This is a genomic window from Leclercia sp. W17 (assembly GCF_003336325.1).
Classification (GTDB): domain Bacteria; phylum Pseudomonadota; class Gammaproteobacteria; order Enterobacterales; family Enterobacteriaceae; genus Enterobacter.
In genome coordinates this window covers 3,356,230-3,377,465 of record NZ_CP031101.1, presented here as the reverse complement: position 1 = coordinate 3,377,465, position 21,236 = coordinate 3,356,230, and the positions used below count along the sequence as shown (strand labels likewise).

At 59.6% G+C, this 21,236-nt stretch carries 15 protein-coding genes; 8 read left to right on the top strand and 7 right to left on the bottom strand.

Going from position 1 to position 21,236, the window contains the following annotated elements:
* Nucleotides 1–57 precede the first annotated feature (57 nt).
* The 3 genes from DVA44_RS16720 to DVA44_RS16710 are packed head-to-tail and all read left to right on the top strand — an operon-like array spanning nt 58 to nt 4,246.
* Nucleotides 58–1,158, top strand: a complete 1,101-nt coding sequence (locus DVA44_RS16720; protein WP_114387606.1) for an HlyD family secretion protein — start codon at nt 58–60, stop codon at nt 1,156–1,158.
* Nucleotides 1,155–2,726 carry a DHA2 family efflux MFS transporter permease subunit gene (locus DVA44_RS16715; protein ID WP_114315551.1) on the top strand — a complete coding sequence of 524 codons (1,572 nt, stop codon included), beginning with the start codon at nt 1,155–1,157 and terminating at the stop codon, nt 2,724–2,726. Before DVA44_RS16720 ends, DVA44_RS16715 begins: the two co-directional genes overlap by 4 nt.
* Nucleotides 2,723–4,246: an efflux transporter outer membrane subunit gene (locus tag DVA44_RS16710; protein ID WP_210405545.1), complete on the top strand. Its 1,524-nt coding sequence runs from the start codon at nt 2,723–2,725 to the stop codon at nt 4,244–4,246. The genes DVA44_RS16715 and DVA44_RS16710 overlap by 4 nt, the downstream gene beginning before the upstream one ends.
* A gap of 662 nt (nt 4,247–4,908) precedes the next feature.
* Here the strand turns inward: DVA44_RS16710 and ldtB are convergent.
* On the bottom strand, nt 4,909–5,829 hold the full coding sequence (gene ldtB, locus DVA44_RS16700) for a L,D-transpeptidase (RefSeq protein WP_103823490.1): 921 nt from the start codon (nt 5,827–5,829) through the stop codon (nt 4,909–4,911).
* 219 nt (nt 5,830–6,048) lie between these two features.
* Here ldtB and DVA44_RS16695 point away from each other — a divergent pair, with 219 nt between their 5' ends.
* Nucleotides 6,049–7,644 carry an ABC-F family ATPase gene (locus DVA44_RS16695; RefSeq protein ID WP_103823489.1) on the top strand — a complete coding sequence of 532 codons (1,596 nt, stop codon included), beginning with the start codon at nt 6,049–6,051 and terminating at the stop codon, nt 7,642–7,644.
* Nucleotides 7,645–8,042: 398 nt separating this feature from the next.
* On the opposite strand, the gene DVA44_RS16690 is transcribed toward DVA44_RS16695, so the two are convergent.
* From DVA44_RS16690 to DVA44_RS16675, 4 genes are all read right to left on the bottom strand, one after another.
* Nucleotides 8,043–9,305 carry a DUF1479 domain-containing protein gene (locus DVA44_RS16690; protein WP_114315548.1) on the bottom strand — a complete coding sequence of 421 codons (1,263 nt, stop codon included), beginning with the start codon at nt 9,303–9,305 and terminating at the stop codon, nt 8,043–8,045.
* A 150-nt stretch (nt 9,306–9,455) separates the two neighbouring features.
* The gene (locus DVA44_RS16685; RefSeq protein ID WP_103178808.1) at nt 9,456–10,271 is read right to left on the bottom strand and encodes a Cof-type HAD-IIB family hydrolase; all 816 of its coding nucleotides are present in this window, start codon (nt 10,269–10,271) and stop codon (nt 9,456–9,458) included.
* Nucleotides 10,272–10,438: 167 nt separating this feature from the next.
* Nucleotides 10,439–12,871 carry a formate C-acetyltransferase/glycerol dehydratase family glycyl radical enzyme gene (locus DVA44_RS16680; protein WP_114387604.1) on the bottom strand — a complete coding sequence of 811 codons (2,433 nt, stop codon included), beginning with the start codon at nt 12,869–12,871 and terminating at the stop codon, nt 10,439–10,441.
* 4 nt (nt 12,872–12,875) lie between these two features.
* On the bottom strand, nt 12,876–13,775 hold the full coding sequence (locus DVA44_RS16675; RefSeq protein WP_114387603.1) for a glycyl-radical enzyme activating protein: 900 nt from the start codon (nt 13,773–13,775) through the stop codon (nt 12,876–12,878).
* A gap of 127 nt (nt 13,776–13,902) precedes the next feature.
* On the opposite strand from DVA44_RS16675, the gene fsa reads away from it, so the two are divergent.
* Nucleotides 13,903–14,565: a fructose-6-phosphate aldolase gene (gene fsa, locus DVA44_RS16670; RefSeq protein WP_114387602.1), complete on the top strand. Its 663-nt coding sequence runs from the start codon at nt 13,903–13,905 to the stop codon at nt 14,563–14,565.
* Nucleotides 14,566–14,655: 90 nt separating this feature from the next.
* Here the strand turns inward: fsa and moeB are convergent, their stop codons facing one another.
* Nucleotides 14,656–15,408, bottom strand: a complete 753-nt coding sequence (moeB, locus tag DVA44_RS16665) for a molybdopterin-synthase adenylyltransferase MoeB (RefSeq protein ID WP_114387601.1) — start codon at nt 15,406–15,408, stop codon at nt 14,656–14,658.
* Between the two features lie 2 nt (nt 15,409–15,410).
* A complete protein-coding gene (gene moeA, locus DVA44_RS16660; protein WP_114387600.1) occupies nt 15,411–16,643 on the bottom strand; it encodes a molybdopterin molybdotransferase MoeA in 1,233 nt (410 codons plus the stop codon).
* Nucleotides 16,644–16,832: 189 nt separating this feature from the next.
* On the opposite strand from moeA, the gene iaaA reads away from it, so the two are divergent.
* Genes iaaA through gsiB form a run of 3 tightly spaced genes read left to right on the top strand, consistent with a single transcriptional unit; the run spans nt 16,833 to nt 21,225 of the window.
* Nucleotides 16,833–17,771 carry a beta-aspartyl-peptidase gene (iaaA, locus tag DVA44_RS16655; protein ID WP_114387599.1) on the top strand — a complete coding sequence of 313 codons (939 nt, stop codon included), beginning with the start codon at nt 16,833–16,835 and terminating at the stop codon, nt 17,769–17,771.
* Nucleotides 17,772–17,782: 11 nt separating this feature from the next.
* Complete coding sequence (gsiA, locus tag DVA44_RS16650) at nt 17,783–19,654, top strand: glutathione ABC transporter ATP-binding protein GsiA (RefSeq protein ID WP_114387598.1); 1,872 nt, start codon at nt 17,783–17,785, stop codon at nt 19,652–19,654.
* A 32-nt stretch (nt 19,655–19,686) separates the two neighbouring features.
* The gene (gene gsiB / locus DVA44_RS16645; protein ID WP_114315539.1) at nt 19,687–21,225 is read left to right on the top strand and encodes a glutathione ABC transporter substrate-binding protein GsiB; all 1,539 of its coding nucleotides are present in this window, start codon (nt 19,687–19,689) and stop codon (nt 21,223–21,225) included.
* Nucleotides 21,226–21,236: the final 11 nt, after the last annotated feature.

Sequence of the window (21,236 nt, the reverse complement as noted above, 5' to 3'; positions counted from 1 at the left end):
ACTTTATTGAGCGGTATAAATTGTGATGCCGCTCACTAACAGGACGGACGCTGTTCTATGGCAGAAGAAAACCACACCTCTGAAGATACCGATAATAAAGAAAATAAAGAGACTGAACGTAAACGCCCCGGCAAAAAGCCGCTGATTATTCTGGGTATTGTGGTGATCGTCATGGTCATCGTGGCGCTGGTATGGTGGTTTATGACCCGCAACCAGGAGACCACCGACGATGCCTTCACCGAAGGTGACGCTGTCACAATTGCCCCAAAAACCGCTGGCTACGTCACCGAACTGCGGGTGCGGGATAACCAGCGGGTCAAAAAAGGCGATCTGCTGGTGACCATCGATCCCCGGGATACGCTCGCCCAGCGCGATCAGGCTAAAGCCCAGTTGGGTCTGGCCGAGGCCCAATTGCATCAGGCCCAGGCGCAACTGGCGCTTTCGAAAGTGCAATACCCCGCCCAGCGCGACGAAGCTAACGCCCAGGTGATCAAAGCCCAGGCCGATCTCGCCAATGCCCAGGCGGAGTATCGCCGTCAGCGCGGCGTCGATCCTCGCGCCACTACCCAACAGAGCATCGACGCGGCCAACGCTCAGCTGCGCAGCGCCCAGGCCCAGCTTGCCAGCGCCAAAGCGCAGCTTGAGGTGGCCTCCCAGGTACAGCTGCAAATTCGTCAGCAGGAGACCAACGTCGAAGCCCGGGAGCGCCAGGTGGAGCAGGCGCGCGCCCAGCTGAAGACCGCCGAATTGAACCTCTCTTATACCGAAGTGCGGGCTCCCTTTGACGGCTACATAACGAAACGCAACGTCCAGACCGGTACCCTGGTGCAGGCGGGCACCGCGCTCTTTTCCCTGGTCTCGAGCGATATCTGGGTGGTCGCCAACTTTAAAGAGTCCCAGCTGGAGCGGATGCGCCCCGGTAATAAGGTCACGCTGAGCGTGGACGCTTGGCCAGATATGGAGCTGGAAGGGCATGTCGACTCTATCCAGCAGGGCAGTGGCTCGCGCTTTGCCGCCTTCCCGTCGGAGAACGCCACCGGTAACTTCGTGAAGATCGTCCAGCGCGTGCCGGTGAAAATTGTCATTGATAAAGGGCTGGATCCCAATAAGCCGCTGCCGCTGGGCCTGTCGGTTGAGCCGAAGGTAACCGTGGAATGACCGACCACAGCCATGAAAACTGGCGGCCCGCCAGCAACCCGTGGGCGGTGGCGATCGTCGTCACCCTCGCGGTGTTTATGGAGATCCTCGACACCACCATCGTCAACGTGGCGCTGCCCCACGTGGCGGGCTCGCTCTCCGCCAGCTATGACGAATCCACCTGGGTGCTTACCAGCTATCTGGTGGCGAACGGCATCGTGCTGCCCATCTCGGCGTTTCTGAGCCGGCTTTTTGGCCGCAAGCAGTTCTTCCTGATCTGCATTGTAATGTTCACCATCTGCTCCTTCCTGTGCGGGATTGCCACCGAGCTTTGGCAGATCATCCTGTTCCGTATTCTGCAGGGCTTCTTCGGCGGCGGGCTGCAGCCGACCCAGCAGTCGGTACTGCTCGACTACTTTAAGCCGGAAGATCGCGGCAAAGCCTTTGGCCTGTCGTCCATCGCCATTATTGTCGCCCCGGTGCTGGGACCCACGCTCGGCGGCTGGATCACCGATAACTACTCCTGGCGCTGGGTGTTCTTTATCAACATTCCGGTGGGGATAGTGACCGTGCTGGCGATCTATCAGTTGCTGGAAGATCCGCCGTGGGAGAGCAAATCGAAGGAGAAACTTTCCGTCGACTGGACGGGCATCGGGCTGATTGCCCTTGGCCTCGGCTGCCTGCAGGTGATGCTCGACCGCGGGGAAGACGAAGACTGGTTTAACTCGAACTTTACGCGCACCTTCGCGGTGCTGACGCTGATTGGCATTATCGGCGCTATCTACTGGCTGCTGTATGCCAAAAAGCCGGTGGTGGATCTGCACTGCATGAAGGATAAAAACTTCGCCGTCTCCAGCCTGCTGATGGCCGGTATGGCGATGATCCTCTACGGCAGCTCGGTGGTGATCCCGCAGCTGGCGCAGCAGGACCTGGGCTATACCGCCACCTGGTCAGGGCTGGTGCTCTCGCCCGGCGCGATCCTCATTGTGCTGACCATCCCGCTGGTGCTGAAGCTGATGCCGATTGTGCAGACGCGCTGGATCATCGCCTTCGGCTTTGCCTGCCTGGCGACGGCCTTCTTCTGGTCGCGGACGCTGACGCCGGATATCGACTTCGAGACCCTGGTGCTGTTCCGCAGCGCCCAGTCGATTGGGCTGGGGTTCCTGTTTGTGCCCCTGACCACCATCGCCTTTATCTCGATCCCCCGGCGGCTGAACGCCGACGCCGCGGCGCTCTTTACCATGTTCCGCAACGTGGCGGGGTCGGTGGGCATTTCGCTCTCGACAGCGGCCATCACCGAGCGCTCCCAGGCCCACAGCGCCCATCTCGCCACGCATACCTCGGCGTTTGACGAGCCGTTCCAGCAGACGATCCGCGAGATGGCCCAGGCGATCCAGAACTTTACCACCCAGGTGGGCGACCCCACCGGCATCGCCACCGGGCGCATGTACCAGGCGATGATCGAACAGTCGCGTTTCCTGGCCTACGTGGATGTCTTCACCATTCTGAGCGTGGTGGCCCTTTTACTGATTCCGTTTTGTTTGTTGCTCTCGCCGGTTAAGAGCGAGGGGAGTGCAGGAGCACACTGATGATTCGACGTTTAAGCCCCCTGATGTTAATGCTGCTGCTGGCAGGCTGTGCCGTGGGGCCCGACTACCAGCAGCCCGCGCCGCAAACCCCGACGCACTGGAACGATACGGGCGATGGCGGCGTGAAATCGCAAACCGCGTCGACCGCCATCAATCCTCGCTGGTGGAAATCCTTTGGCGATCCGCAGCTGGACAGCCTGATTGAGCGCGCCATCGCCGGCAACCTGTCTCTGCAGCAAACCGTGTTGCGCATCGCCGGGGCGAGGGAACAGATCAACCAGGCGGGCGGTGCCTTCTTCCCGGCGGTGAACGGCAACCTGCAGGCCACCCGGCAGCAGCTGGGGCTGGAGGGGGAGCTGAAATCCCACGGCGTATACGACCAGCTTGATGATGTGGATCCTGAACTGCGCGGGGCGCTGGGACCGCTGACCCAGCCGATTAACCTCTATCAGGGCAGCTTTGATGCCCAGTGGGAGCTGGATCTGTGGGGCAAGGTGCGCCGTCAGGTGGAAGCCGCCAACGCCCAGCAGCAGGCGGCTATCGAGCAGCGCAACGACGCGCTGGTGTCGCTGGAGGCGGAAGTCGCCCGCGCCTGGCTCCAGCTGCGCGGTGCCCAGAGCAGCATCGCGACCCTCAATACCCAGATCGAGAGCGCGCAGCAGACTCTGGAGCTGACCAGCAGCCGCCAGCGCGGTGGGCTGTCGCCGCAGTTGGATGTGGAGAACGCCCGCGCCCAGCTCGGCAACCTGGAGGCGCAGCTTCCGCAATATGAAGCCCAGGCGCGGCAGGCGATGAACGGCCTGGCGATCCTGCTGGGCAAACCGCCGGGAGCCCTGGACGGCGAGTTGCAGGCCAGCAAACCGCTGCCCGCGCTGCCGGAGATTGTCCCCACCGGGATCCCGTCTACGCTGGCGCGACGCCGCCCGGACGTGCGTGAGGCCGAGGCGAATCTGCATGCGGCCACCGCGCAGATCGGCGTGTCGGTGGCGCAGTTGTTCCCCAGCGTCTCCCTCAGCGGCCAGTTTGGCCTGCGTAACAGCGAGGCCAGCTGGCTCACCGACTGGAGCAGCCACTTCTACAGCGTCGGGCCGCAGGTCTCTATTCCCATCTTCCAGGGCGGACGGCTGGTCTCCAGCGTGAAGGTTGCCCGCGCGCAGCAGGGCGCCGCCGTGCTGGACTATCGTCAGACGGTGCTTACCGCGCTGGGGGATGTAGAAAATGCGCTGGTCAGCTACCGCACCGACCAGAAGCGGGAGGCGGGATTAAGCAAAACCATTGATGCGCTGCAAAACGCTTTCGATCTGGCGAGCAGTAGCTATCGCCAGGGGATCGCTACCTTTATCGACGTGCTGGATGCCCAGCGCCAGCTAGCCCAGGCGCAGCAGCAGCGGGATCAGGCCCGGGTGCAGAGCGCGCTGGATCTGGTGGCGCTTTATAAAGCGCTTGGTGGGGGATGGGAGCCGTATCAGGAGGTGCAGCTGCCGGATTATGCTGTGTTCGGGGATGCGCCGAGGGGATGATTGCTGGTAGCAGGGGAGGGGCATCTGGGTGAGTTCGGTAGTGTGTTCCGTTCACTTTGAGACCCGTAGATTATAAATTGCCAGCACACGTGAACGGGAAAAGGGGGCCACCGCGGCCCCCTTTTCAATCCCCGCGGCCCCGCAAGAAATCGGTGCTTCGCACTGCGCTCACCTCCCGACCTGCTGCCTGCGGTCGGCTCAACTCGACATCCTGTCTCGATTCGCCTCTGGCCGCCATCCCTGGCGTCCAGCCCTTGTCATCCGGTCTCCGGCTCGCCGATTTCAGCGGGAACTCAACCCCCGTGCCACATGCAAGACTTATAAAAAATCTTTTTAAATCTTCTTTCAAACAGCTGGAATGGTGGAGGGGGCGGGAGTCCGGCTGAAAATCGCCGAAGCGTTTCCTGTAGGCCGGGGCGAGGCGCATGGATGCGCCGAGAGGGCGTGACCTACATGGATGTAGGATCACGCCCGACCCGAAAGCCGGAAGGAATAAGCTGAGGGAACCGCGAAGCGGCGATTTTCTTTGCCGGGAGCCGGGATTGTTAAGGGGGCGGCGATAGCCCCCTTAACACGTTCACCGCAGCGGGATGAACATAATGCAGAAATGCTTTAGTGAACGGAACAATTCCACCGTTACAACAGAATTGTTCCTACTACCATCAGTTCAGACGAACCGGCATACCGGAACGGTTATTGATCGCTTGCTCAACGATGGTCGCATCCACATCCTGCTGGCCGGTCACCGCCTGCACATTACTGGTCAGGGTAATTGGCACAGTCACGTTATTGTCGATCTGCTCTTCGCTGGTAGAGAGCGGGTTATGCACTTCGAGGTAACGGCTGCCATCTGGCTCGGTGGTCGCTTTTACCGGCTCGTTGATGAACTGTACGCGAGTACCCACCGGTACGTTTTCGAACAGGAATTTGATGTCGTCGTTACGCAGACGCACACAACCGTGGCTCACGCGCAGGCCGATACCGAAGTTGGCATTGGTGCCGTGAATCGCATACAGGCGGCCAATGTAGAGCGCGTACAGACCCATTGGGTTATCCGGGCCCGCAGGCACAACGGCTGGCAGCGGCTCGCCCGCGGCGATGTATTCCGCGTGCATCTTCGCGGTTGGGGTCCAGGTTGGGCCCGCTTTCTTACGCTCAACTTTGGTGGTCCAGTTCATCGGGGTATCTTTACCCAGCTGGCCGATACCGATTGGCAGCACGATTACGGTGTTGGTGCCTTTCGGGTAGTAGTACAGACGCATTTCGGCGCTGTTGATGATGATACCTTCATGTACGGTATCCGGCAGGATCAGCTGCTGAGGAATGTTCAGCACGGTGCCGCCTTTCGGCAGGTACGGATCGACACCCGGGTTAGCTTCCATCATGTTGGAGAGGCCCAACTGATATTCTGCTGCGAAATATTCCAGCGGCTGGCTGTTGCCTTCTTCAATGGTCACAACCTGGTTCTGACCCACCAGACGGCTACCGTCGGTTGGCAGTGGATAGGTGACAGCAGAAGCGGTCTTGCAAAACCCTACTACGGCAAACGCCGCCGCAAAAAGCGAAGTTAATTTCATATTCATGTTGTGCGAGGTATCTGTGCCACGTTGGCAGGTTGTTTAAAAGTCAGAATGGTTTAGGGAGCGCATTATATGTGCATTCCCACCCGCATGGAATTCGGATGTGTACTAAATCACACTTTTTTCAATTCTGTTAAGTGTAGCGCTACGTTGTTAAGCGGGATCTCATTTCGGAATTGTGGCATAATGCCGGGTTTATCACACTTCTCGCAGGAATCTCCCGTGTTAGTTACCAGCAACGTCACTATGCAGTTTGGCAGTAAGCCGCTGTTTGAAAACATTTCCGTCAAGTTTGGCGGCGGCAACCGTTACGGCCTGATTGGTGCCAACGGTAGCGGAAAATCCACCTTCATGAAGATCCTCGGCGGCGATTTAGAGCCGACCCTGGGCAACGTTTCTCTCGATCCGAACGAGCGCATCGGTAAGCTGCGTCAGGATCAGTTCGCCTTTGAAGCGTTCACCGTGCTTGATACGGTGATCATGGGTCACGTTGAGCTGTGGGAAGTGAAGCAGGAGCGCGATCGCATCTACGGCCTTGCCGAAATGAGCGAAGAAGATGGCTATAAAGTGGCCGATCTCGAAACCCAGTACGGCGAAATGGACGGCTACTCCGCCGAAGCCCGCGCCGGTGAGCTGCTGCTCGGCGTCGGTATTCCGGTTGAACAGCATTACGGCCCGATGAGTGAAGTCGCGCCAGGCTGGAAGCTGCGTGTTCTGCTGGCGCAGGCGCTCTTCTCCAACCCGGATATCCTGCTGCTCGACGAACCGACGAACAACCTGGACATCGACACCATTCGCTGGCTGGAGCAGACGCTGAACGAGCGTAACAGCACCATGATCATCATCTCGCACGACCGTCACTTCCTGAACATGGTCTGCACCCACATGGCCGATCTCGACTACGGCGAGCTGCGCGTTTATCCGGGCAACTACGACGAGTACATGACCGCCGCGACCCAGGCGCGTGAGCGTCTGCTGGCTGACAACGCCAAGAAAAAGGCGCAGATTGCCGACCTGCAATCCTTCGTCAGCCGCTTTAGCGCCAACGCCTCTAAATCCCGTCAGGCCACCTCCCGCGCCCGTCAGATTGACAAGATCAAGCTGGAAGAGGTTAAAGCCTCCAGCCGTCAGAACCCGTTCATCCGCTTCGAGCAGGATAAGAAACTGTTCCGTAACGCGCTGGAAGTGGAAGCCCTCACCAAGGGCTTTGAAGAGGGGCCGCTGTTTAAAAACTTCAACCTGCTGCTGGAAGTGGGGGAGAAGATCGCGATTATCGGTGCCAACGGCGTGGGTAAATCCACCATGCTGAAGACCCTGGTGGGCGAACTGCAGCCGGATAGCGGCACCGTGAAGTGGTCCGAAAATGCCTCTATTGGCTATTACGCGCAGGATCACGAGTATGAGTTTGAAAACGATCTGACCGTATTCGAATGGATGAGCCAGTGGAAATCAGAAGGCGACGATGAGCAGGTGGTGCGCAGCTTCCTGGGCCGTCTGCTCTTCAGCCAGGACGACATCAAAAAACCGGCGAAGGTCCTCTCCGGTGGTGAGAAGGGCCGTATGCTGTTCGGCAAGCTGATGATGCAGAAACCGAACATTCTGGTGATGGACGAACCGACCAACCACCTGGATATGGAATCGATCGAATCGCTGAACATGGCGCTGGAGATGTATCAGGGTACCCTGATCTTCGTCTCCCACGACCGTGAGTTCGTCAGCTCGCTGGCGACCCGCGTAATTGAAATTACGCCGGAGCGTGTGGTGGACTTCAGCGGTAACTACGAAGACTACCTGCGCAGCAAAGGTATCGACGGCTAATCATCCGTTTCTGACCCTTCCCGTCCGGGGAGGGTCTGCTTTCCCCCTGTCTACACGCTTTCCCCCGCATTTTTCATAACTTCTTGTTTTTAAATACAATATCAATGCGTTTATATAATTGGTATACCAATTATGGTGCCATTTCACCTGTCATATAACTCTCGGGAAATTGGTATAACAACTTAAAAGAAGGGAGAACCGGCGGCGGGCGGAAATCAGGCAGTTTCGTGCAAAAAGCGGGATAAAAGCGGCACACACTTTGTAACCGTTATACGGTGAGACATCATGACCTGTTGTTTGCGCTAAGAAAAATGATTTTTAACGTAACCGGAGCGCGATCACGAAATTCGGTGGAAACGGCGGCGACGTGCAAAATGCGACGCGCCGCCGTAAAGGGGTCAGGCCATGCCGAGTGCGCGCTTGCCGTGAATGTTCAGATCATCAACGGTGAAGCGTGACTGCCATGTCGCTTCATAATCTTCACGCGGGAAATCGCCTGGCGAGGCGCCGGTTTCCAGCGCCGCTTTTACCTTCTTCGCATAGGCGAGGTTTTTCTCGCACATCGGCGCCGCCGGAATGTACATCACGTTGCCCCAGCCCTGCTGGTTCTCGACCGGGGCCACCGAGTGGATCACATCGCAGTGCCACCACACGGAGTCACCTGCTTCCAGAGCCGGAATGCTGGTCAACGCTTCCATTAACAGCGGATGCCACTTCTCGGAGATCGGCAGCACGCGTCCTGGCGCCACGCCGCAGAGTTCATCTTCCGGCACATCATCCAGCAGCGGACGCAGCAGAATGTACGCCATCGCTTCCGGGATTGGCACCACGTGCAGCAGCCCCTGATCCGGGATCATGTCTGAGAGCGCCGTCCAGCCCTGGAAGGTGCGGAACACCGAGCATTTGGTGGTGTTGTCCACGGTGTACTCTTCCACTTCGGTGCGGTGGGCGGCATCCCACGGATCGTACTGCTCGATATTGCCATCAAAGACCCGGGCGAAGACCTGCTGATAGGCCGGAAGCAGCCAGCGCTCCAGCGCGCCGGAGTCAGTGTGCGCTCCGAGCCCCTTCGAGGTGGTTCCCGGCGGACGACGACGAATGCGGTCCGGGTAGATCACGCTGACGTCCGGGTTGAACCACTGCTTGCCGTTGCTCTCAAAAGTCCATAAACGGTTCAGGAATGACTGCACCTGGGCCATCTCTTCGCTCTGACGGGCTTCCATCTGGGCGTGCGACCAGTAGATCGGGTAGATCTCCGGGCGGGAGGCGGTGAGGGTGCCAAAGAAATTATCCCCTGGACCTTTATAGACATCATCAAAACGGTTGAGATCCAGATAGTCGAGCATCGCGTTATCCCACGCCAGCGCCTGCTCGCGCGGGAAATGACCTTTGATCACCGCACAGCCCCGGCGTTTCACCGCCTCGCGCTGCGCCGGGCTGATGTTACCGCTCTGCACGTCCGCAAAGGGGATCACCGGCCAGACAGGATCGCCTTTGCTTTTTAGGGCATTAATTTCTGCCACGCGGCTGGCAATTTTATCGCTCAGGCGATCAAACACGCCCTGCACGTCGCCAATCTGCGCCCGCAGCTCGCGTTTCATCTGGCGGATGGCCGCTTTATGGTCAGCGGGCAAAGTTTCACTGGTAAACGTTAAGGTCATAACAGCCTCGCTATCTTTCATTCGAAAGTAAAAGTAATTACAAGTGATACTTTAGGTTAAAAAAAAGTTAATGCAAGTTAAATAACTTGATGAAGTGCACAACCCGGAGAGAAAGAGGGAGGTTCGCCGGAGGAGGCTCCGGCGAGAAAATCAGTTGCTGAAAGGCGGGGTGTTATCGAGGACGGCCTGAATCACGTTCAGCGCGCCCTGGTGGTTGTTGTCGTCGGTCTGATAGCGGGTGATGGCTTTGATATTTTCGCCCGCGTTACCCATGGCGAAGGAGTAGTGAGCAAATTTCAGCATTTCGGCGTCATTACCGCTGTCGCCAATGGCCACGCACGCCTGCGGAGAGATGTGCCAGCGTTTCAGCAGGCGGCTGATGCCGTTGGCTTTATGCAGGCCGGGAATGATCAGATCGACAAAACCAAACCCGCTGGTCACCGGCTTCATGATGCCGTCAAGGGAGACATGCAGGGCGTCAATCAGGTTCGGGATATCGCTGTCCGGCAGGTTCAACGAGAATTTAAACAGCACGTCGTCGATGTCGCGATAGTCGCTGATGCGCTGTAAGCGGTGATAGTGTTTTGACATCAGGTCGACGAAGGCATCGGGTGCCTTGTCGCTAACGTAAGCACTCTCCAGACCGCAGGCGACAAAGTTCAGGGCGCTGTCTTTCAGCAGTTCGCCAATGACAATTTGCGACTCATGTTTGGTCAGTTCGCCGTGGAAGATCTGCTCGCCGTGATCGAACACCAGCGCGCCGTTCTCCGCCACGAAGGAGATCTGCGATTTCAGCTCCGGGAAGAAGGAGATGAGCTGGTAATACTGGTTGCCGCTGGCGACAACAAACTCGATATTCCGGGCCTGAAGTTGCTGGAACTGCGCCTGAAAGCGGTCACGATCGTACTGCTTGGCGTCATCAAGAAAAGTTCCGTCCATGTCGGTGACGATAACTTTAACGGTCATACATTGCGCTCCTGGATATAACTGCGACCAGCAACATTCTAATAACAATGTGACCAAAACCACAAATTTAATTTCGAATGAAAGTGAAAAGCCGGGTGGCGCTGACGCTTACCCGGCCTACGAGGGGAATTGTAGGCCCGGTAAGCGTAGCGCCACCGGGCGTTTGTTTACAGCGTGTGCTCAGTACGCGCAATAATATCGTCCTGCGCATCTGGCGACAGGGCGGTGAAGAACGCCGAGTAACCCGCCACGCGCACCACCAGGTCACGATACTGATCCGGGTGTTTCTTCGCTTCCAGCAGCGTTTCGCGCGACACAATGTTGTACTGAATATGCCAGCCTTTATGCACCTCGAAGAAGGTACGCAGCAGCACCATCAGCTTCTGGCGGTCGCTGTCGTTATCCAGCGTCGCCGGGTTGAGCTTCTGGTTCAGCAGCACGCCGCCCAGAATCGCCTCGGTAGGCAGTTTGCCCACGGAGCCGATAACCGCGGTTGGGCCCAGGTGGTCCGTACCGGAGGCCGGGCTGGCCCCTTCCGCCAGCGGAGTATGCGCTTTACGCCCGTCCGGGGTCGCCATGGTCGCCGCGCCAAACGGCACGTTGGCGGAGATGGACGAGGTGCCGGCATAATATTTGCCGCCAATTGGGCCGCGACCGTAGCGCGGGTTATGGTACTGCTTCAGCTCTTCGATGTAGGTCTGGTAGGCACGGGTCAGCAGCAGATCCACGCTATCGTCGTCGTTACCGTACTTCGGCGCGCCGTTGATCAGACGCTGGCGCAGCTGCTCGTGGGTCAGCCCCTCGTAATCATCTGCAAGGGCCGCCGCCAGCTGCTGCTGACCAATCGCCCCCTGTTCAAAGACCAGCTTTTTCACCGCCGCCAGGCTGTTGCCGAGGTTGGCGATGCCTACCTGCAGGCCGGATACCCAGTCGTACTTCGCGCCGCCCTGCTTGATGCTCTTCGCGCGCTCAATGCAGTTATCCACCAGCGCCGAGCAGAGAATGTCGTGGACGTTCTCTTCCAGCATGGTGTCCACCACGTACTCGATTTCGATGGACTTGCGGGTGTAATAGCGGATCTGGCTATCCCAGGCGGCCATCACTTCGTCGAAGTTATTGAAGTTGCCCGCCGAGAGCGCTTTTTCCTGCGGCAGGAATACTTTACCGCTGGTGGCGTCGCGGCCGCCCTCCATCGCCGCCAGCATCACGCGGGCGAAGTTAATGAAGCTCATGCCGGTGCAGCGATAGCCCCACTTGCCGCCCACGGCGGTTTCGATACAGCCGATGGCGGCATAGTCGTAGGCGTCCTCTTTCTCTACCCCGAGCTTGATAAATTCCGGGATCACAATCTCATCGTTGTTGAAGGCTGGCATCCCGAAGCCACAGCGGATCACCTGCACGCAGGCGTCGAGGAAGTCGTTGCTCATGCCCGCGTGGTAGCGCACGCTGAGGTTCGGCTGGGTGGAGCGCAGACGACCGCAGGATTCCAGAATGGCGTACGAGAGCGGGTTCACCGCATCCATCGCCACACCGTTCACCAGTTTTTGACCGCCGATGGTGACGTTCTGGTACAGCGGGCTACCGGCAGAGGCTTTGGAGTGCGAGCCGGAACGGATCTTGTTCACCTCCAGCAGCTTCAGCCAGCAGCTGTGCAGCAGTTCGATGGCGTGTTCACGATCCAGAGACTGGTTCAGCTCCACGTCGCGGCGGTAGTACGGGTAGAGATACTGGTCCATACGGGCAAAGGAGACGGAGTGGCCGTTGGACTCAATCTGCAGGATCAGCTGGATGAAGTAGCACAGCTGCAGCGCCTGCCAGAAGGTTTTTGGCGGTTCGTGGGCGATCACATCGCAGTTTTCCGCCATGGCCAGCAGCTCGTCGCGGCGGCTTTCGCGGGTTTCGCTGGCGGCCATCTCACGCGCCAGGTCGGCAAAGCGTTCGATATGCATACTTACCGCTTCCAGCACGATATCGATCGCTTTCAGGAACTGTTCACCGTGCAGATCTTCCAGCACCGTCAGGTTGATGCGGGAGCGGCGCTCGGCCACCTTGTGGCGCAGGCCGTCGAGCCCCTTTTCCAGCAGCAGCGGGAAGTTCACCGCCAGGTGGGCGTCGCCGGAGGTCATGTTGCCTTCGGCTTTAATAATCCCGGTTTCCAGCAGGCCTTTTTGCTCATCGGTGAACATACCGTAGCAGCGATCCTGCACCGTCTGGCCACGCCACCACGGGCAGAGTTCATGCAGAACGCGTTTGTTCTCTTCGCTTACCGCAAAGCCCGCGCCCGGACGGTCGGCGAGATCGTCGATCTCTTTTTCAATCCACGAGACGGTGTATTCAGGGAAGATCGGCGCGGCGCGCACTTCGCTTGCCTGGTTACCAATAATCAGTTCGTCATGTTTGATCCAGATAGTGCGCTGCGCCAGGTGATGCGCCAGGGCCAGCGCGCGGCGGACCGGGATCGGCTTATCCATATGCTGCTGGTACATTTCGGTATAGTGCTGCGCACGTTCGGTACAGACCGGCGGCTTAACAATATGGACCAGGGCAGTTTTATGCGCCTTAATGCGATCGCTCAGGGTAGTAAGATTCAGCTGTGTCATAACATTATCCTCGTAAGGTCGCGGTTAACCCTTTCTGGGCGGCGTACTGCCGGGCAAAGTCCAGTAATGCAGGATTATCGAGCGGTTTATCAGGGGCGGAGTAGGGTTGGCCGAGCAGGGTGTATTTGTTCATGCCCAGCGTGTGATACGGTAAAAAATGGATGTCACGGACGTTCAGTTCATCCGCGGCAAAATTGGTAATCGCGGTAATTGACGCTTCATCGGCGTTAAAGCCCTGGATCAGCGGCACGCGAATGGTGAGCGTTTTCCCGGCGGCGGCGAGGCGTCTGAGGTTATCCAGCACCCGTTTCGCCGAACCGTCGGTCCACTGCTTGAAGACCGCGCCGTCGACATGTTTCAGGTCGGCGAGAAACAGATCGATGTACGGTAACGACGGTTCGATATAGTGCCACGGCACATGCAGACAGGTTTCCACAGCGGTATGAATCCCCGCGTCGTGGCTGGCCTGGAAGAGGGCGCGGGCCAGCGTCGGGTTCATAAAAGGTTCGCCCCCGGAGAGGGTAACGCCGCCGCCGCTGCGATCGTAGAACGGCTTATCCCGCAGGACGGTCGCCATAATCTCCTCCACCTGCTTCTCTTCGCCGCAGACGGTCAGGGCCTGGGTCGGGCAGCAGTGGGTGAGGGCATCCAGGTGGGTATCGTCGAGTTTTTCGCGGTGGATCACCAGGCCATTCAGCGTGCGGTGGATGACCGCGGGCGCCGCCTGCTGGCAGAGGTTGCACCCCTCCAGGCACAGGCGAGCGTCGAACAGCAGATCCCGCGAGCGTTCGCGGCTTTCCGGGTTCTGACACCAGCGGCAGCCCAGAGAGCAGCCTTTCATAAAGACCACGGTACGAATACCGGGGCCGTCGTGTGTCGAATAACGCTGAATGTTGAAGATCATAATGTCGCCTCTTGTTGCGTATGAAGATTAAATTACTTTCGAATGAAAGTAATCTTGACGCAAATCAACTCTGAGGCAGGTTTTGCCGTGGTAGGGTTACGGCATAGTCATTTTTGAGGACCCCATCATGGAACTGTATCTCGACACATCCGACGTCATTACTGTTAAAAAACTGGCCCGCGTCTTTCCGCTGGCAGGCGTCACCACCAACCCAAGCATTGTTGCCGCGGGCAAAACGCCGCTGGAAATCTTACTGCCGCAGCTGCAGGAGGCGATGGGCGGCCAGGGTCGTCTGTTTGCCCAGGTGATGGCGACCACCGCGGAAGGGATGGTGGAAGATGCGCTGAAGCTGCGCGGTATCGTGGCCGATCTGGTGGTCAAAGTGCCAGTGACGGCGGAAGGGCTGTCGGCCATTAAGATGCTGAAAGCGCAGGGCGTGCCAACGCTCGGTACGGCGGTCTACAGCGCGGCGCAGGGGCTGATGGCGGCGCTGGCGGGGGCGGAGTATGTCGCGCCCTATGTCAACCGCGTGGATGCGCAGGGCGGGGATGGCATTCAGACGGTGGCGGAGCTGCAACAGCTGCTGACGCTCCACGCGCCGCACGCCAAAGTGCTGGCCGCGAGCTTCAAAACCCCGCGTCAGGCGCTGGATTGCCTGCTGGCGGGCTGTGAATCCATCACCCTGCCGCTGGACGTGGCCCAGCAATTGATTACCTCTCCGGCGGTGGACGCGGCGATTGCGAAATTCGAGCAGGACTGGCAGAACGCCTTTGGACGGACGTCGATCTGACCTTATTGCCGGGCGGCGCTAACGCTTGCCCGGCCTACGGTTCGAGGTTTTTGTAGGCCGGGCAAGGCGAAGCCGCCACCCGGCATGTTTTTACCCCCCGCACACCTCACATCCCGGATTGCGCATCAGCTTCATCTCGCGGAACTGGCAGGTCATCGCATCGTACATCACGATTTTCCCCGCCGCGGGCGTGCCGTAACGGGTCAGCACCTTAATCGCCTCCATCGCCTGCATCGAACCGATCACCCCCACCAGCGGCGCCATCACTCCCGCCTCAACGCAGGTCAGGGCGTTTTCGCCAAACAGACGGCTCAGGCAGCGGTAGCAAGGCTCGCCCTCCGCGTACGTAAAGACGCTCACCTGGCCTTCCATGCGGATAGCCGCCCCGGAGACCAGGGGTGTTTTATGGCTGAAACAGCCGGCGTTAAGCTGGTTACGAATGGTGACGTTGTCGGTGCAGTCGAGCACCAGATCGTGTTGGGCTATCTGGTCAGACAGCGCGGCGTCGTCAAGCAGGGCGTTGAGCAGCGTAAACTGCACGTTGGGGTTGATGCGCGAAAGCGATGCCTGGGCCGAGACCACTTTCGGCTCGCCCAGGGTCGCATCGCTGTGCAGGGTCTGGCGTTGCAGGTTGGAGAGCGACACGGTGTCGAAATCGAGCAGCGTCAGGCGCCCGACACCGGCCGCCGCCAGATACTGCGCCGCGGCGCAGCCTAATCCGCCGAGGCCGACCACCAGCACATTCGCGGCTTTTAACGCTTCCTGGCCGTCGAAATCAAAACCGCGCAGCACAATCTGGCGATTGTAGCGCAGCATCTCGTTGTCGCTCAGCTCCACCGTCATGGTTAGCCTCCAAACAGGGCGTTAAACGGCTCGACTTCCACCCACTCACCCGCTTCCACGTTACCGCGTTCGCGCTCAAGCACGATAAAGCAATTGCCCTGGCTGAAGGAGCTGAAAATATGCGAGCCCTGATGGCCGGTGGTGCTCACCTCCAGCTCGCCGTCGGCGTTACGCGTCAGAATGCCGCGCTGGAAGTCGAGACGGCCCGGCGATTTTTTCAGCCGGGTGGCGGCGCGCACGCGCTGGCGGGCAGGCAGGCTGTGCGCCCGGTTGCCGGAGAGCTTCGCCAGCAATGGTTGTACCAACTGGTAGAAGGTGAGCGCCGCAGAGACCGGGTTCCCTGGCAGGCCGCAGAACCAGCTATCCGGCAGTTTGCCGAAGGCAAAAGGCTTGCCGGGCTTGATGGCCAGTTTCCAGAAGCCGATCTCACCCAGCTCATCGAGGATCGTTTTGGTGTAGTCCGCTTCGCCCACCGAGACGCCGCCGGAGCTCAGGACCACGTCGGCCACGCGATCCGCTTCAATAAAGGCTTCGCGCAGTTTTTGCGGATCGTCAGGAATAATGCCGAGGTTGATCACCTCGCAGCCGAGCTGCTCCAGCATCAGGTGCACCGCCAGCCGGTTGGTGTCGTAGATCTGCCCCTCGGCCAGCGGCTGGCCCGGCAACTGAAGCTCATCGCCGGTGGAGAAGAGCGCCACGCGCACCTGGCGCACCACGGCGATCTCTGCGATGCCCAGCGAGGCCAGCACCGGCAGTTCGGCGACGGTCAGTTTTGTCCCGGCCGGGAAGACGGTCGCGCCGAGGGCAATATCTTCCCCGCTGCGGCGGATATTTTGTCCCGGCTTAACGCTGGCGGTAAAACGCACGCCATCGTCGGTCTGTTCGGTCTCCTCCTGCATCACCACCGCATCGCAGCCTGGCGGCACCGGCGCGCCGGTCATAATGCGCACGCAGCTTCCGGCAGGCCATTCACCCTGGAAAGGCTGACCGGCAAAGGCTTTTCCCGCCACCGGCAGCCCGTTACCTGCCGCCAGATCCGCCAGACGCACGGCGTAGCCATCCATCGCTGAGTTATCAAAGCCCGGCACGTTCAGGGGAGAGATGATGTCGGCGGCAGTTACGCGGCCAAAACAGCGCAGCAGCGGTAAGGTTTCCTGCTCTGTAAGCGGAGAAATACGATCGAGCATCTGGGTGAGTGCCGTCTCAAGCGGCATCAGTCCGGCGGTAAAATCCATGGGTCACTCCAGGGAGAGAATAACGAAGGCGGCCATTATGGCAGAAAAGTGCCGTTAACTGTATGACACCATGGGCTTACCCTTTACATCACCGTGACGTCTTTCTATATTCAAAAATTATATGAATTGTCAGCCACGATAATGATATTTATAAAAAAAGCGGCCATAACGTGCCCAAAGGTAAAGTATATGGGGAAGGCAGTCATTGCAATCCACGGCGGCGCCGGGGCTATCACCCGCGCGCAGCTTAGTCAGGAACAGGAAAGGCGTTACGTTGAGGCGCTCTCATCGATTGTGGAAACCGGCCAGCGGATGCTGGAGGCGGGCGAGAGCGCGCTGGATGTGGTTACCGAGGCGGTACGCCTGCTGGAGGAGTGCCCGCTATTTAACGCCGGGATTGGCGCGGTGTTTACCCGCGACGAAACCCACGAGCTGGATGCCTGCGTGATGGATGGCATTACCCTGAAAGCGGGCGCCGTGGCCGGGGTCAGCCATCTGCGCAACCCGGTGCTGGCCGCCCGTCTGGTGATGGAGCAGAGCCCGCACGTGCTGCTGGTTGGGGAGGGCGCCGAGAAATTCGCCTTTGCCCACGGCATGGAGGCGGTGTCGCCGGAGATTTTCTCTACCCCGGAGCGCTATCAGCAGCTACTGGCGGCGCGCGGTGCGGGGGAAACCCGGCTCGATCACTCAGCCCCGCTGGATGAGTCCACGAAAACGGGCACGGTCGGCGCAGTGGCGCTGGATAAGGCCGGTAACCTGGCTGCCGCCACTTCCACCGGCGGTATGACCAACAAACTGCCCGGTCGGGTGGGCGACAGCCCGCTGCCCGGTGCAGGCTGCTATGCCAATAACGCCAGCGTGGCGGTCTCCTGTACCGGCACTGGCGAAGTGTTTATCCGCACCCTGGCTGCCTATGACATTGCCGCGCTGATGGACTACGGCGGCTTAAGCCTGGCAGAAGCCTGCGAGCGGGTGGTGATGGAAAAACTCCCGGCGCTGGAGGGCAGCGGCGGGCTGATTGCCATCGATCGCGAGGGCAATGTGGCACTACCGTTTAACAGTGAGGGCATGTACCGTGCCTGGGGATACGCAGGCGATACGCCAAGCACCGGAATTTACCGTGAATAAGGGGGAGAGGCATGCCGCACAGTGATGAACTGGACAGTCAGCAGGTGCTGGCGGTACACAACCTGAACGTTGCCTTTCCCGACAACCGTCAGTCGATCCCGGCGGTTAAACACCTCTCTTTTTCGCTAAAACGCGGCGAGACGCTGGCAATTGTCGGTGAGTCCGGTTCCGGTAAATCGGTGACCGCGCTGTCGCTGATGCGCCTGATTGAACAGTCCGGCGGGCAGGTGGCGTGCGACAGCCTGCTGCTGCGCCGTCGTAACGGCCAGGTGAGCGATCTTACTACCCTGAACTCCTCCCAGATGCGCAGCGTGCGCGGCGCGGATATCGCCATGATTTTCCAGGAGCCGATGACCTCCCTCAATCCGGTCTTTCCGGTGGGGGAGCAGATCGCCGAATCCATTCGCCTGCATCAGGGTCTGAGCCGCGAGGGGGCCCTGGCGGAAGCCCGGCGCATGCTGGAGCAGGTGCGGATCCCGGAGGCCGATGCCGTGCTGTCGCGTTATCCGCACCAGCTTTCCGGCGGCATGCGCCAGCGGGTGATGATCGCCATGGCGCTCTCCTGTCGCCCGGCGGTGCTGATTGCCGATGAACCGACCACCGCGCTGGACGTCACCATTCAGGCGCAGATCCTGCAGCTCATCAAGGTGTTGCAGGAGGAGATGGAGATGGGGGTGATCTTTATCACCCACGACATGGGCGTGGTGGCGGATATCGCCGATCGGGTGCTGGTGATGTATCAGGGCGAGGCGGTGGAAACCGGCACCGTGGAGCAGATTTTCCATGCCCCTGAGCACCCCTATACGAAGGCGCTGCTGGCCGCGGTGCCACGCCTGGGGGCGATGAACGGCAGCGATCTGCCCCGGCGTTTTCCGCTGTTCTCCCTTGCCGAACCCGGCTATCAGGAGGCTGAAACCGAGCAGGATACCGTGGTGCCCGGCGAGCCCATTTTACAGGTGCGTGACCTGGTGACCCGCTTTCCGCTGCGCGGCGGCCTGTTTAACCGCGTCAAGCGCGAAGTCCACGCGGTGGAGAGCGTCAGTTTCGATTTATGGCCCGGCGAAACGCTGTCGCTGGTGGGCGAATCCGGCAGCGGCAAATCGACCACTGGCCGGGCGCTGCTGCGGCTGGTGGAGGCCCAGGAGGGCACCATCACCTTTAACGGTGAGCGCATCGACACCCTGCCGGCCGGGAAGCTGCAACCCCTGCGGCGGGATATACAGTTTATTTTCCAGGATCCCTACGCCTCCCTCGATCCCCGCCAGACGGTGGGCTATTCGATTATGGAGCCGCTGCGGGTGCATAACCTGCTGGACGGGGATGCCGCCCAGCGGCGGGTGGCGTGGCTGCTGGAGCGCGTGGGCCTCAAACCGGAACACGCCTGGCGCTATCCCCATGAATTTTCCGGCGGCCAGCGGCAGCGGATCTGTATTGCCCGCGCGCTGGCGCTGAACCCGAAGGTGGTGATTGCCGACGAGTCCGTCTCGGCGCTGGATGTCTCCATCCGGGCGCAGATCATTAACCTGCTGCTCGATTTGCAGCGGGAGATGGGCATCGCGTTTCTGTTTATTTCCCATGATATGGCGGTGGTGGAACGCATCAGCCACCGGGTGGCGGTGATGTACCTCGGGCAGATTGTCGAGATTGGCCCGCGGCGGGCGGTGTTTGAAAATCCCCAGCACCCTTACACCCGCAAACTGATGGCGGCGGTGCCGGTGGCCGATCCGGCTCACCGGCAGGCCCGACGGGTGCTGTTGCAGGACGAGCTGCCGGGCAACATTCGCCAGCGGGGAGAACCCACCGAGCGCGTGGCGTTGCGGGAGGTCAGCCCCGGCCATTTTGTCGCACCGCCGCGTCAGGACAATGCTTTTTCGCGTTTATAACTTAAGACAGCAGGGAACAACAGGAGAAGAACATGACAGAATTTGTTGCTCGCAGATGGCTGTTAGCCGCGAGCGTAACGGCGGCCCTCGCGGCCACGCCGGCCTTCGCAGCAAAAGATGTAGTAGTGGCGGTGGCCTCCAATTTCACCACCCTCGATCCCTATGACGCCAACGACACGCTCTCCCAGCAGGTGGCAAAGTCGTTTTATCAGGGGCTGTTCGGTCTCGATAAAGAGATGCAGCTGAAAAACGTGCTGGCCGAGAGCTATACCGTCTCTGACGACGGGCTGGTCTACACCATCAAGCTGCGCAGCGGGGTGAAGTTCCAGGACGGCACCGATTTCAATGCCGAGGCGGTGAAGGTCAACCTCGATCGCGCCAGCAACCCGGACAACAGCCTCAAGCGCTACAACCTCTATAAAAATATCGCCAGCACCGAAGCCGTCGATCCCACCACGGTAAAAATCACTCTCAAGGAACCGTTCTCCGCCTTTATCAACATTCTGGCGCACCCGGCCACGGCGATGATCTCCCCCGAGGCGCTGAAAAAATATGGCAAAGAGATTGGTTTTCATCCGGTGGGCACCGGGCCGTATGAGCTTGTGACCTGGAACCAGACCGACTTTGTGAAGGTGAAGAAGTTTGCCGGTTACTGGCAGCAGGGGCTGCCGAAGCTGGACACCATCACCTGGCGTCCGGTGGTGGATAACAACACCCGCGCGGCGATGCTGCAGACCGGCGAAGCGCAGTTTGCCTTCCCGATCCCCTATGAGCAGGCGGCGCTGCTCGGCAAAAACAGCAAGCTGGAGCTGGTCGCCAGCCCGTCCATTATGCAGCGCTACATCAGCATGAACGTGACGCAAAAGCCGTTCGATAACCCGAAAGTGCGCGAGGCGATTAACTACGCCATCAACCGCGAGGCGCTGGTGAAGGTAGCCTTTGCGGGCTATGCCACCCCGGCAACGGGCGTGGTGCCGCCGTCCATTGCATACTCCCAGCAGTACCATCCGTGGGAATACAATCCGACGAAGGCGCGCGCGCTGCTGAAAGAGGCTGGCTTCCCGAACGGCTTCAGCACTACTCTGTGGTCGTCGCACAATCACAGCACCGCCCAGAAGGTGTTGCAGTTTACCCAGCAGCAGCTGGCGCAGGTGGGTATTAAGGTGAAGGTGACGGCGATGGATGCCGGACAGCGTGCCGCTGAAGTGGAAGGCAAAGGGCAGAAAGAAAGCGGGGTGAGGATGTTCTACACCGGCTGGTCGGCCTCCACCGGCGAAGCCGACTGGGCGCTGTCGCCGCTGTTCGCCTCGCAAAACTGGCCGCCAACCCTGTTCAATACCGCGTTTTACAGCAATCCGCAGGTGGATAAAGATCTGACAGATGCCCTGAAAACCACCCAGCCGGAAGAGAAAGCGAAACTGTACAAGGACGCGCAGGACACCATCTGGAAGGAGTCGCCGTGGGTGCCGTTAGTGGTAGAGAAGCTGGTTTCGGCGCACAACAAGGCGCTGACCGGATTCTACATCATGCCGGATACCGGCTTTAGCTTTGACGACGCGGATCTGAAATAGAGCACTCATTC